The following is a 13,041-nucleotide window of genomic DNA, read 5'->3' on the forward strand; positions in this document are numbered from 1 at the left end:
AAGATCTCACGACGCGTCTTGCGCTTCTTGGTCTGGTACTCGGCTTCGGAGAAGGTGATCTGATCCATGATGGCAACGAATCCTATGCGGTTGACGATGGCCGTATTATCGCTGATTTTGAGACTTATTCAGAGTCTCCCTAGGCGTTGTCGTGCTTGAGTTCGGTCCGGTGGAAATGTTCGCAATTGCGGTGCTGGGTATCACTATTATCGGCTCGCTTGCCCAGGGTTCGATGATCAGTGGGCTACTGTCTGGCGCTTTGGGTTTACTGGTGAGCACCGTGGGAATGGATTTTCTCACTGGGACGCCACGTATGACCTTTGGCCAGATCAACCTGTTTTCCGGGATTGAGTTCGTGGTGGCGTTGATTGGACTGTTCTCCATTCCACAAGCGCTGAGGTTGATCGAGAAATCCAATGGAGTCGCGAAGATCGCCAGCAAAATAACCGATCGCTTGATCCCCAGCTTTCGTGAACTCAAGCAATTGATGCCCAATATTCTACGGTCAGGATGTATCGGCATCATTGTGGGTGTTATTCCCGGAACTGGCGGCGATACAGCCAGCTGGTTTGCCTACAACGAAGCCAAACGGTTTGCCAAAGACAAGAGCCGTTTTGGCAAGGGTGACATTGCTGGGGTTGCGGCGCCAGAGTCTGCCAATAACGCGGTGGTTGGCGGCGCGCTGATTCCTACTATTGCGCTGGGCATTCCCGGCAGTTCTTCTACGGCTATTCTGCTCGGGGCCTTGATGGTGCAGGGCATTCTGCCGGGCCCCAATCTGCTGACCGATTACGGTGATGTGACCTATACACTGATCTGGGCGGTCATCTTCGCCAACGTCGGCTTGCTGCTGGTTGGACTGATGTTCACCAAGGCATGCGTCAGTGTGACCAAAGTACCTGATGCATTCGTCGCTTGTACCATCATTACCTTGTGCATTATTGGCTCCTTTGCCATCAACAACAGCATCTTTGATGTTGGTCTGATGCTGGGTTTTGGACTCTTCGGTTACTGGCTTAGTAAAGCTGGCGTTTCGCCAGCACCCATGGTGATTGGCTTGATCCTGGGGCCGGTGATGGAGAACAGTTTTCATCAGTCGATGTTGATCGGCAATCACAGCTTTGCGGTCTTCCTGGATAGTCCAATTGCCATCGTGCTCTTGTGCATCGCCACCTTGTCTGTTTTTCAGGCTACCCCCTTGTTCGGTTGGATCAAAACGTTACGTCGTCAGCGATCTGCAAAAACTGAGCACCAAAAACAACTTTAAGGAGAATCGTAATGGCACGTATTACCGAGATTCGGGCGAGAACTGTGAATGTCCCACTTATTAATCCAACCAGCTTCTCGAATCGCCAAGTGCTCAAACGTGAATATGCGTTGGTCGAAGTGACGGGTGACGACGGAGTGAAAGGCATTGGTTTTTGCTACGGCGGAAACAACGCAGGTGCGTTAGTCACTCAAGCCGTGAGGGATCTGTTGCGCCCGATTCTGATCGGAGAGGATACCCACAGGGTTGAAGGGCTCTGGCAGGAGATGTATCAGGAGTCGCTTCTGCACGGACGTACTGGTTCTGTCATGCGGGCAATCAGCATCATCGACGTGGCGCTATGGGACCGCAATGCGCGGGCTGCCAATCTGCCGCTCTATAAATTTCTCGGCGCTACCGAAACCGACAGTGTGCCGGCCTACGCCAGCGGCGGTTACTACCTTGAAGGAAAAACGCCGGGAAAACTGGCGGAGGAAATGAAAGGCTATGTGGCGAAGGGCTTCAAGGCCGTCAAAATGAAGGTCGGCCGTGAAGACCTGGCCGGAGAAGAAGCGCGTCTGGCAGCGGTTCGTGAGGCCGTGGGCTCGGATGTTTTGGTTATGCTGGATGCCAACAACGCATGGACTGACCTGCCATCGGCGCTCCGATTTATGCGTATGGCTGAACCGTATTCACCGTACTGGATCGAGGAGCCGTTCAGCCCGGATGACATCGACAATCATCGTCGACTCGCCGCGCGCACGCCGGTACCGGTGGCAACGGGTGAAATAGAGGCTGGGCGCTGGCGCTTCAAGGAACTGCTCGATAAAGAGGCCGCCATGATTTTACAGACGGATGCGGCCGTGTGTGGCGGCATTACCGAGTTCCGACGCATTGCTGCCACCGCAGCCAGCTACGGTGTTGAGATCTTTCCTCACTGGTTTCACGACCTGCATATTCATCTGGTGGCCTCTACGCCAAACGCCTCGATGGTGGAGTTTTTCGCCGATGGTGAGGTACTGAACTTCCGCAAACTCATCGATACCCAGCTCGAATTTGATAATGGGCGCCTCAATTTGCCCCAGACGCCGGGCCTGGGATTCGGGTTCGATGAAGATGCGCTGGCACGCTATGCAACTGATTCCTGGAGCTGATAGGTCGATAGCTTTGGACTCTTTATCTATTTTCGCAGGAGTTAAGCATGTCCAAGTCACCAAGAAATGTATGGTCACCCGTGATTACCCCTTTCGGTAGTGATCTCAGTCCGGATGTAGGTCGCCTGGTAAATCATTGCCGCTGGTTACTATCTCAAGGCGTTGGTCTGGCGGTGTTTGGTACCAATTCGGAAGCCAATTCGCTGACCGTAGACGAGAAGGTGGGCCTGCTGGAGGCTCTCGTGGCTGCCGGCATCCCGGCAGATCGGCTCATGCCGGGCACTGGAAGCTGCACGATAGATGATACGGTGACCTTGTCCCGTCGTGCTGTTGAGCTAGGCTGTGCTGGTGTGCTGATGCTTCCGCCCTTCTACTATAAAGGCGTCTCGGACGAAGGGTTGTTTCGCTACTATGGCGAGGTGATTGAACGCATCGGTGATGCTCGGTTGCGCGTTTATCTCTATCACATCCCGCCTGTTGCTCAGGTTTCGATTAGCCTGCAGTTGGTTGATCGCCTCATCACGGCCTATCCGTCCACCGTTGCCGGCATCAAAGACAGCTCCGGTGACTGGTCAAATACCCAGGCCTTGATAGATAAGTTTTCTGGACAAGGCTTTCAGGTCTACGCCGGTAGTGAACGTTTTTTACTCGCGACACTAAGGTCAGGCGGCGCTGGCTGCATCAGTGCTACGGCCAACGTCAATCCAAGGGCAGTAGCCAAATTGGGGGAGACCTGGCAGGAACCTGATGCGGATGAACAGCAAGCCGGTTTGAACCGCGTCCGCGATATATTCGAGCAGTTTCCGATGATTCCTGCTCTTAAGGCAACCACCGGGCGCTATAGTGGCGAAACAGACTGGCGTCGCACCCGGCCGCCTCTGGTCGAGCTCAGCGACGACACGAGTAGAGAGCTTTTCGCTCTACTGGATGCAGAACACTTTAAGATGCCGGAGCTGAAGTCCAGAGAGGGTGTAGCAGATGAATAAACGCGTTGTTGCCGTGCGTCGTCTGGACGAAAATCATCTGGCGCAATTACGTCAGCTGTTCCATGTCGATTGTTTCGATAGTCTGGGGCCCGATAATGAGCAGGCGTATATCCAGGCGATGCGCCGGGCTCACGGGCTTATAGGCGGAAAACTCACCATAAACAGGCAACTTCTGGACGAGTCTCCCCATCTTAAGGTGATCTCAACGATTTCGGTAGGCTATGACAATCTTCCTCTGGATGAACTCACCCAACGGGGAATACTGCTCTGTAATACTCCGGATGTTCTAACGGAAACAACGGCTGACACTGGTTTTGCGCTGATCATGGCGACCGCTCGTCGTGTGGTGGAGTTGGCCGAGCTCGTCAAGCAGGGTAACTGGCTGGGGCATATCGACAAACCGCTGTTTGGTCTTGATGTACACGGTAAAGTGTTGGGCATTATTGGTATGGGGCGTATAGGTGCAGCCGTTGCCCGGCGTGGTGCGCTCGGTTTTGGTATGCGCGTTCGTTATTCCAACTCGTCCCCCAAGCCAGCGCTCGAGACAGAGCTCGGCGCCCAGCGCTGCGACATGGATGAACTCTTGGCCCAGTCAGATTTCGTCTGCATCAGTGTGCCGTTGACGACCGAAACCCATCAGCTGATTGGCGCCGAAGCGTTCAGGAAAATGAAATCGTCGGCGATCTTGATCAATATTTCCAGAGGTAAGGTTGTTGACGAAGCTGCGCTCATTGACGCGTTAAACGAAGGTCAAATTGGCGGGGCTGGTCTTGATGTGTTCGAGGAAGAGCCAGTTTCCAGGGACTCTCCTCTACTACAGATGACGAATGTTGTCGCTTTGCCCCATATTGGCTCAGCTACCCACGAAACCCGTGCGGCGATGGCTCAACTCGCAGTGGACAACCTGATTCTGGCGTTGCAAGGCGAATGGCCGAAGAGTGCGGTCAATGAGCAGGTTCTGGCCGCTAAACATTGAACCAGCCAGATCCCAGAAACAGAATAAGGATTAATGGATGAGTTATCAGCGTAGGCGGTTGGCCTCGATTCTAAATTTACAGGATTTCGAAAACGCTGCAAAGGCGCATCTTCCACGCCCTATCTTCGGTTATGTCTCCAACGCCGCAGAAGATTGCAAGTCGCTGCACGCCAACCGGCACGCATTCGATGATTATTGCTTCTTGCCCAGAGCGCTGGTTGATGTCTCAAAAGTTTCATTGCAAACAGAGCTTTTTGGCAAGCATTACTCTGCGCCCTTTGGCATTGCCCCGATGGGGATCAGTGCATTGTCGGCCTATCGTGGGGACAAGGTGATGGCTGAGGGAGCGGCTAAAGCCAACATCCCAATGATTATGAGTGGGACCTCGCTGATTCCCATGGAAGATGTCAGTGGACCGAATGGCACGGATTGGTTTCAGGCCTATTTACCCGGTGACGATGCGGGTATCGAAGCGCTGCTTGCACGCGTTAAGACGTCGGGATTCAAGAACCTGGTCATCACGGTCGATTACCCGGTTCCGCCCAATACTGAAAACCATGTCCGTAGCGGTTTCTCATCGCCGTTAAGACCAAGTCTGCGTTTGCTTCTGGATGGTTTGCTGCGACCACGGTGGCTATTTGGCACCTTCATCAGAACACTGATAAATTTCGGTATACCGCATTTCGAGAACAACTACGCAACACGCGGCATCCCGGTAATTTCAAAAAACGTCAACCGGGACTTTTCTGGGAGAAGCCACTTGAACTGGGAGTCACTGGCTCTCGTTCGCAGGCTTTGGCTCGGGAAACTGATAGTCAAGGGCATACTGCACCCTCAGGATGCCATCAAGGCGGAGGCTGCAGGTGCTGATGCCATTATAGTCTCCAATCATGGTGGACGTCAGCTCGACGGGGCCATCGCACCGATGAATGTTTTGAGTGCCATTGTAAACACTGTCAGCGTGCCGGTCATGATCGACAGTGGGTTTCGGCGTGGCAGCGATGTGCTCAAGGCACTGGGGCTAGGGGCCAGTTTCGTGTTTGTTGGGCGCCCATTCAATTACGCGGCGGCTTATGCGGGCGAGGCGGGTCTCAGCCACGCTGTGAAACTGCTCTCAGCAGAAATCAAACGGAATATGGCTCTGCTTGGGATAAATCGGGTAGAGGACATGAACGCTGAGCGAATGTGCCTGCCTGACGGACGACCCCTCGTTGCGGTTGAGCGCGAGGGAACTCAATAACCGCCGTCTGAATAGAGGGTGACGGCAAGCCTATCAGTAATGCTTACTTTACAAACAAGTTACAACAAAAAGGGAAGCGTCATGAAAACACTAAAAGAGACTGTTACACCAACCCGTGTTGTCTGCCGGAGTCTGGTAGCAACCGTCCTTGCTCTCTGCAGCTTTGCAACGCAAGCGCAAGTCGCGGCAAACGAAGAGAATCCGCTTGAGGGCACGATTGATTTCCACGTGCACACGGCTCCGGACGTGTCTTCGCGCAGCGTCAATGATGTGGAGCTGGCACAGTTGGCTGCCCGCAGTGGAATGCGGGCCGTCGTGCTGAAAAATCACGCGACGATGACTGCAGATCGTGCTGGCGTGGTGCAGCAATTGGTACCTGGTATCAAGGTTTTCGGAGGCATCGCTCTGAACAGACCCGTGGGTGGTCTGAACGTTGACGCTGTGAACGCAATGGCCAGTATGTCCGGCAGTCGGGGTAAAGTGGTATGGCTGCCCACCCGCGATGCTGCATACAACCGCGCCACATTCGATAACAAGGATGACGGCATCAGCGTAGCGTCCGGCGGAAAAGTCAGCGCCGAGATGGAGGCGGTTCTTCAAGCTATCAAAGAACATGATCTGATTTTAGCGACAGGCCATGTATCTCCCGAAGAGGTACTGGCGGTAGTTCGAAGAGCCAGGGAGATGGGTATTTCCAAAATCGTGATCACTCACGCAATGTCGGAAGTCCCCGGGCTGAACATAGAGCAACTCAAAGAAGTGGCCGGGATGGGTGCGTTGTTAGAACTGGTTTATCTCGATCATCTGCGCACGCCAACAGCGCATCTGAATTGGCTCCGTGACTGGGAGCCACTTTCGATCGGACAGATGGCCGCGGCCGTCAAAGAGGTCGGATCTGAACACTTCATCCTCGCGAGTGATCTTGGGCAGACCGGTAATCCAATCCCACCGGATGGAATGCTGCAAATGATCGAGGGCATGCGGGCGGCCGGTGTCAGCAAAGCGGATATCGACATCATGGCGCGGACGAATCCTGCACAACTACTCGGACTGGACTAACTGGCGGCACAGAGGCCCTGCAAGCTACACCTGGGCAAAATTCCTGGCTTGTAGCTTGCGTTAGCTCTCCCCTGAGGGTGCTATGATCGGGCGAGTGTCGTGCCGATCGCTTAGGCTTCCGGCAGAACTAGGTCTGGGTTTACCATGCATGTGACGGAAATCGAACGGCCTGAATGAATATCTCAAAGCCCTCGCGCTATTTTGCCCTGGCTGGCTTTCTGCCGACCGGGGTAGTCTTTTTATTGATCGCATTCGAATACACCGGCCATTCCGCATTCGCGTTGGCGGCTTCGGTGCTGGCCCTGATTGCAGTCGCTATTTTCAGTTTTGGCGTTGGCGCCTCTCGGGTTGTCTTCGTGCTGATTGCGATCGCATTGGTACTTTGGGCCGCGCTGACGAATACGGGGTGGGTGGCGGCTACAGCGGTAGCGGCGCAGCGCGGCGCAATGGTGATGGCGTTGTTCACTGCCCTGGCGGCAATTCGTAACGCCGCCATTAGCGCGCCGGCAATCGTCGAGTGCGGGCGTTTTCTTGCACGACAGCGTTCAGGGTTGCGCTACACCGCGCTGACCATCGGCGGGCATCTGTTCGCGCTGATCCTGCTTTATGGTTCAATATCCTTGCTGGGGACCTTGGCAACCGAAAGTGCTGCTCGCGAGCCGGACCCCCACATCCGCACGCAACGCACCCGCCGAATGATGATTGCGATCCAGCGAGGCTTTGCGTCCACCCTGTGCTGGTCGCCCCTGGGGTTTTCGATGATCATCAGTATATCCGTCGTGCCGGGTGCAAGCTGGAGTGCCACAGCCCTGCCGGGGGTGGTCAGCGCGCTGATGATGCTGGTGATCGGATGGGGTCTGGACGCACTTTACAAGACGCAAGGGACATTGAAGACGCGTCCGTTGGAAACAGAGCGATGGTTGGCTCAGTTGCGTCCATTGCTGGTGCTGCTGGGTCTTGTGCTGGTCGGCGTCGCGCTGTTGCATGCCCTTACGGGAGTCGAGGTGATCGGTGCGGTCATGTCGCTGATTCCGGTCATTGCCATTCTGTGGATCGCAATGCAGCGCCCCCCGGTTGGTTTTACGCGCAGCGCTAACATCCAAAAGCGCGCCCTACTGTTCGTCACGCGCGAATTGCCCGGTTATCGCGGCGAGATCGTCTTACTGTTCATGGCGGGTTTTATTGGCAGTTTGGGAGCATTTTTGTTGGTGCCATTGATGCAGGCACAAGGGCTTGACCTGACAACGATCCCGCCCTGGATCATTGTTGCAGCGATGGTTTGGGTGATCCCTATTACAGGGCAACTGGGCATGAATCCAATCCTCGCCGTTTCGCTGCTGGTGCCCATTTTGCCTTCGCCAGAGGTTATGGGCATTCCACCTACGGCGCTGGTCGTGGCGATTACATCCGGATGGGCGCTGAGCGGAGTAACATCACCATACACAGCGTCCGTCATGCTGGCTGCCTCCTTGGGCGGAGTGTCACCGCTAAGGGCTGGTTTGGGCTGGAACGGAATGTATATCCTCGCGGCCGGCGCTGCGCTAACCCTTTGGGCGCTATCGCTTTCCCATATCCTTTGACCGTCCTTATCGATACTGAATCTCTTTTGAACCAGTCCAGTTACCACTGCTCCGGGCACTTGGCCCACAGGCAAGAGCCCGGAGCCGTAAAATAGGGCATCTTCACGATTTGCGCATGTCGGTGGGCTCGGTGTGCAACCAGATCCGGAGCTCTCCACGAGGCCGTCACCTTGCTCAAGGTTTTACTCGGTGGCTTGAGAAATCGCTGCAAAGTCGTTACGAGTTCGCCCCGGGGCTCCGGCCAGCGCCCGGTAGAGATTTACCATTGCTAATACCGATGCGGTGCGCCCTTGCTCCAGAGTGTTCTCGCTATCCAGTCGTTCCCGTTCCGCATCCAATACTTCGAAGTAACCGATGTAACCCTGCTCATACCTCATGCGCGCCAGTTTGGCGGCATCCCGTGCGGCATCAGCGCTGGCGGCCAGTCGTTCGGCCCGCTGCCGGGAGCGGTGGTACCGTACAAGGCGGTTTTCGGTTTCTTCCAGTGCGTCGAGAATGACCTGCCGATAGTTGGCTAGTGCAGCCTGGGCATCGGCGCCTGCCGCATCGATCCGGGAACGGACCCGGCCGAAGTTCAGGAACGACCAGTCGATTCCCAGCCCCGCTGAACGAGTTTCCGCGGAGCCGGTGAACAGGCCACCGCCATTGATGGCGACGGATCCGATCAGGGCGTTCAGGCTGAAGTGTGGGTAAAGGTCGGCTGTCGCCACGCCGATACTGGCCGTGGCTGCCGCTAGCTGCCGTTCGGCAACGCGGATATCCGGGCGCCGCCGCAGCACCTCCCCCGGGGTGCCTGGCGGAATCACCGGCAGGGCCGAGGGCAGTGGCTCTGGCGCGGCTAGCTGTGAGATTAATTCACCGGGTGCGCGACCGGTAAGCACGGCAACCCGGTGCATGCGTACCCGCACCTCCGCCTCAAACTGGGGTAGGGCGGCGCGAGTGCGCTCCAGTTGTGCTTCCGCGCGGCGGGCATCGAAGCGAGTGCTGCGGCCGGCGGCCAGCCGCGAGCGAACGATGTCCAGAGAATCCCGTTGGATGCGAACGTTATCCCGGGCCACGGCCAACTGCTGCTGGAGGCCTCGAAGCTCGAAGTAACTGGCGGCGACTTCACCGGCCAGAGAGACCCGCAAAGCGTTGACCTCCGACGCCGCGGCGTCGAGTCGGGCCGCCTGGGCCTCGCTGGCTCGGTGGAGCTGACCGAACAGATCAAGCTCCCAGCTGGCGTTGGCGCTGACCTCATACCGTTCAACGTTGGCATTGCCAGACCCGGATGGTGTGCGTTGGGCGGCCGGCAAATGTTGCGATGTGGCCGATGCACTAACGCCGATCGTTGGTCGTTGCTCGCTCTTGCGCCCGCCCAGCAGGGCGTTTGCGCGCTGGTAGCGAGCCAGGGCCACTTGCAAATCCTGGTTGTCGTTCAGGACGTCCTGGATTAGGTCGGCGAGCATAGGGTCGTCAAAACCACCCCAGAACCGGGCTTCATCGGTCGCTGAGAACGCCGCTACTCCGGATGACTCGCTGAACCGTTCAGGTGTCTGCAGGTCAGGCGCCTGGTAGTCTGGCCCCACCGCACAGCCTGACAGCAGTAGGATAAACATCAGCCGTAAGTGTTTATGCATGATCTTCTCCCGAATGATCGTCAAGTGCCGCATAGGTTTCAGGTTCCGGTTTGCTGCGTTGGGTTAGCATGCGCAGCCCGACATAGAACACTGGCGTCAACAGCAGACCGAACAGGGTTACGCCGATCATACCGGTGAACACGGTGACGCCCATGGCATTGCGCACCTCGCTGCCGGCACCGGTGGCCAGTACCAGCGGAATGACGCCAGCGATAAAGGCGATTGAAGTCATGATGATCGGGCGTAGCCGCAGGCGGCAGGCTTCCAGTGCGGCGCTGATGGTGTCCATACCCTCCATTTCCTTCTCGCGGGCAAACTCGACGATCAGAATCGCGTTTTTACAGGCCAGTCCCATTAGAACCACCAACCCCACCTGAACGAAAACGTTGTTATCACCGCCGGTCAGCCAGACACCAAACAGGGCGGCGAGCATGCACATGGGTACAATCAGGATGACCGCCAGCGGCAGCACCCAGCTCTCGTAGAGCGCAGCCAGTACCAGGAAAACCAGCAACAGCGCCAGTGGGAACACAATCATCGCAGCGTTGCCCTGGGTGATTTGCTGGAAGCTCAGATCAGTCCACTGGATATGCATGCCCCGGGGCAGGGTGTTCCCGGCTACCTTGGCAACAGCCGCCAGCGCCTCGCCAGAGGACAGGATGCTGGGGTCCGATTGGCCAATCAGGTCTGCTGCGGGATAGCCGTTGTAGCGGATCACCGGGTCGGGCCCAAAGCTTCGCTTGAGCGTGACCATAGAGCTCAGCGGTACCATGTCGCCCCGGTCATTGTTGACGAACAGGTGTTCCAGATCGCTGACATCATCCCGGTAGGGCGCATCCGCCTGTGCGACGACCCGGTAGGTGCGTCCGAACAGGTTAAAGTCGTTGATGTAGAGTGAGCCGAAGTAGAACTGCAGGGTGCCGAACAGGTCATCCAGCTGGACCCCCTGGGCCTTGGCCTGACGCCTGTCCACTTCTGCATCGAGTTGCGGTACGTTGGCCTGATAGGAACTGAACGGGTAACTCAGCCCGGGTTCCTGGCTCAGTGCACCCGCCAGCTGGTTGGTGGCATTTTGCAGGACGCCATAGCCTGCGCCCGCGCGATCCTGCACATAGACCGAGTAACCTGATCCGGCGCCAAGTCCGAAAATGGGTGGCGGCATAAAGGTTATCGCAAAGCCCTCCTTGATCCCGGCCAGCTTGCCGTTGATCTCAGCGGCAATTTGCTGAGCAGTCTTGTCCCGTTTGTCGAAGTCGTCGAACAGGATGAAGACCGTCCCGATGTTCGGCGTATTCGTACCTTGCAAGGCGTTAAAGCCAACAAATGCAGCAGCATGAGAGACGCCCTCGGTGCTCATTGCGATGTCACTGACCTTGCGGGCGACATCTTCGGTACGGTCCAGTGACGAACCTTCGGGCAACCGGATACTGCCTATCAGGTAGGTTTTGTCTTGTGTTGGAATAAAGCCGCCAGGCACCTTGTTGAACATATAGAAGGTTCCACCGAGCATCAGGAGGTAGATCACAAATACCCGCCCCCGGGTACGAAGGCTGCGCTTGACGAAGCTCTCGTATCCGCTAGCGCTGCGGTTAAAAAATCGGTTGAAGGGCCGGAACAGCCAGCCAAAGAGCGTGTTGATGATACGGGCCGGCATATCAGGCTTGGCATCCCGTGACTTGAGCAGCGTAGCCGCCAGTGCCGGTGACAGTGTCAGCGAGTTGATCGCTGAGATAACGGTTGCAATGGCGATAGAGGCGGCAAATTGGCGATAGAACTGGCCGATAATACCGTCGAGGAACGCCATGGGGACAAACACCGCACACAGCACCAGGCAGATCGCCACAATGGGGCCGCTAACCTCTCGCATCGCCTGGTGTGCGGCGGCGACGGGTTCCAGGCCTTCCTCGATATTGCGTTCAACGTTTTCCACCACCACGATGGCGTCATCCACCACGATCCCGATAGCCAGAACCATGCCGAATAGCGTCAGTGTGTTGATGGAAAAACCCAGCGCGGACAGCACGGCAAACGTGCCGACGATCGACACAGGTACCGCCAGTAACGGAATCAGCGAGGCGCGCCAGGTTTGCAGGAACAGAATGACCACCAGAACGACCAGTGCGACGGCTTCCAACAGGGTGGTGATGACCGCCTTGATTGATGTACTTACGAAGACGGTAGGATCGTAGGCGACTTCCCAGTCCAGACCCTCGGGGAATTGGTCGGCCAGCTCTGCCATCTTGGCGCGAACGGCGGCCGAGACATCCAGCGCATTGGAGCCCGGAGACTGGAAAATGGGCAGGGCTACGGCCTGCTTATCATCCAGCAGGGCGCGCAGGGAATCCTGGGAAGAGGCCAGCTCTGCCCGGCCCACATCCCGCAGGAGCACCACCCGGCCGTCATTATCCGTTTTCAGGACAATATTCTCGAACTCGTCCGCGCTTTTCAGGCGGCCCTGGGCATTGATGGAAATCAGGAAGTCGTTGGTGCCCGGCATCGGCTGAGCTCCAATTTGACCGGCCGATACCTGGATATTCTGCTCACGCACTGCTGTTGCGATATCGTTAGCGGTAATGCCGTGGGCCGCGGCACGCTGCGGGTCTATCCACAGGCGCATGGCGTAGTCGCCCGACCCGAATAACCCAGCTTCACCCACGCCGGGAATCCGCGCCAATTCATCTTTAATATGCAGTACTGCGTAGTTGCGGATGTAGGTGGCATCAAAGGTATTATCCGGCGACAAAAGATGCACCGCCATCATCAGGTTGGGGGACTGTTTCTTTGTGGTGACCCCCTGACGACGGACGTCTTCCGGCAATCGTGGCAGCGCTTGGGTAACGCGGTTTTGAACTTGCACTTGGGCGCGGTCTGGATCGGTCCCCAACTTGAAGGTTACGGTCAGGGCCAGAGTCCCGTCACTACCGGCCACGGATTTCATGTAAATCATGTCCTCCACGCCGTTGATGGATTCCTCCAGCGGCGTGGCGACAGTTTCGGAGATCATCTTCGGGTTCGCACCTGGGTAGCGCGCAGTAACCTGTACGCTGGGCGGCACGACATCGGGGTACTCACTGATCGGCAATCCGGGAATGCTGATCAGCCCCACCACGAAGATGATGATAGAGAGAACCGACGCAAGGATCGGTCGGTCTACGAAAAATCGGGAAATATTCATGCAAGT

General features: G+C 56.7%; 8 protein-coding genes and 1 pseudogene. 7 read left to right on the plus strand and 2 right to left on the minus strand.

Annotated elements, in window-relative coordinates:
* Positions 1-148: 148 nt before the first annotated feature.
* The 7 genes and pseudogenes from ENI00_RS14490 to ENI00_RS14520 all read left to right on the plus strand — a co-directional run.
* Positions 149-1,267 (plus strand): annotated as a pseudogene (locus tag ENI00_RS14490) (tripartite tricarboxylate transporter permease); the annotation flags it as partial.
* An 11-nt stretch (positions 1,268-1,278) separates the two neighbouring features.
* Positions 1,279-2,400 (plus strand): mandelate racemase/muconate lactonizing enzyme family protein, encoded by a 1,122-nt coding sequence (locus ENI00_RS14495; protein WP_304103942.1) that lies wholly within the window; start codon positions 1,279-1,281, stop codon positions 2,398-2,400.
* A 47-nt stretch (positions 2,401-2,447) separates the two neighbouring features.
* Positions 2,448-3,386, plus strand: a complete 939-nt coding sequence (locus ENI00_RS14500; RefSeq protein WP_304103945.1) for a dihydrodipicolinate synthase family protein — start codon at positions 2,448-2,450, stop codon at positions 3,384-3,386.
* On the plus strand, positions 3,379-4,362 hold the full coding sequence (locus tag ENI00_RS14505) for a 2-hydroxyacid dehydrogenase (RefSeq protein WP_304103948.1): 984 nt from the start codon (positions 3,379-3,381) through the stop codon (positions 4,360-4,362). Before ENI00_RS14500 ends, ENI00_RS14505 begins: the two co-directional genes overlap by 8 nt.
* 37 nt (positions 4,363-4,399) lie before the next feature.
* Positions 4,400-5,602 (plus strand): alpha-hydroxy acid oxidase, encoded by a 1,203-nt coding sequence (locus ENI00_RS14510; protein ID WP_304103950.1) that lies wholly within the window; start codon positions 4,400-4,402, stop codon positions 5,600-5,602.
* Positions 5,603-5,683: 81 nt separating this feature from the next.
* A complete protein-coding gene (locus ENI00_RS14515; RefSeq protein ID WP_304103953.1) occupies positions 5,684-6,661 on the plus strand; it encodes a DUF6282 family protein in 978 nt (325 codons plus the stop codon).
* Between the two features lie 173 nt (positions 6,662-6,834).
* Positions 6,835-8,241 carry a hypothetical protein gene (locus ENI00_RS14520; protein WP_304103956.1) on the plus strand — a complete coding sequence of 469 codons (1,407 nt, stop codon included), beginning with the start codon at positions 6,835-6,837 and terminating at the stop codon, positions 8,239-8,241.
* Positions 8,242-8,423: 182 nt separating this feature from the next.
* Here the strand turns inward: ENI00_RS14520 and ENI00_RS14525 are convergent, their stop codons facing one another.
* Both ENI00_RS14525 and ENI00_RS14530 read right to left on the minus strand, forming a co-directional pair.
* Positions 8,424-9,860 (minus strand): efflux transporter outer membrane subunit, encoded by a 1,437-nt coding sequence (locus ENI00_RS14525; RefSeq protein WP_304103958.1) that lies wholly within the window; start codon positions 9,858-9,860, stop codon positions 8,424-8,426.
* On the minus strand, positions 9,853-13,035 hold the full coding sequence (locus tag ENI00_RS14530; RefSeq protein WP_304103960.1) for an efflux RND transporter permease subunit: 3,183 nt from the start codon (positions 13,033-13,035) through the stop codon (positions 9,853-9,855). Before ENI00_RS14530 ends, ENI00_RS14525 begins: the two co-directional genes overlap by 8 nt.
* Between the last annotated feature and the right edge of the window lie 6 nt (positions 13,036-13,041).

The sequence above is a fragment of the Marinobacter antarcticus genome, assembly GCF_011049865.1.
Classification (GTDB): domain Bacteria; phylum Pseudomonadota; class Gammaproteobacteria; order Pseudomonadales; family Oleiphilaceae; genus Marinobacter; species Marinobacter antarcticus_A.